This window comes from Bradyrhizobium sp. TM233, from assembly GCF_036247965.1.
Taxonomy (GTDB): domain Bacteria; phylum Pseudomonadota; class Alphaproteobacteria; order Rhizobiales; family Xanthobacteraceae; genus Bradyrhizobium; species Bradyrhizobium ottawaense.
The window spans coordinates 1-308 of record NZ_BTIG01000403.1; the positions used below are offsets into that span (position 1 = coordinate 1).

A 308-nucleotide genomic window follows, 5' to 3' on the forward strand; every position below is an offset into this window, starting at 1 on the left:
TCGGCGGCTTTGCCGGCGCGACCGCCGATGCCTTCACGCTGTTTGAGCGGTTGGAAGCCAAACTCGAGCAATATCCGGGGCAGCTGACCCGGGCCGCGGTCGAGCTGGCCAAGGACTGGCGCACCGACCGTTATTTGCGGCGGCTGGAGGCCATGATGATCGTGGCCGACAAGGACGTCTCGCTGGTGCTGACCGGCACCGGCGACGTGCTCGAACCCGAGGCCGGCGTCATGGCGATCGGCTCCGGCGGCAATTACGCGCTGGCGGCGGCACGGGCCCTGCTCGACACCGACAAGGACGCCGAGACC

The 308-nt window shown here is 68.8% G+C and carries 1 protein-coding gene; it reads left to right on the forward strand.

Annotated elements, in window-relative coordinates; all coding sequences use genetic code 11:
* On the forward strand, positions 1 to 308 hold a 308-nt coding region (gene hslV, locus AABA86_RS34570; RefSeq protein WP_338309940.1), incomplete at both ends, for an ATP-dependent protease subunit HslV.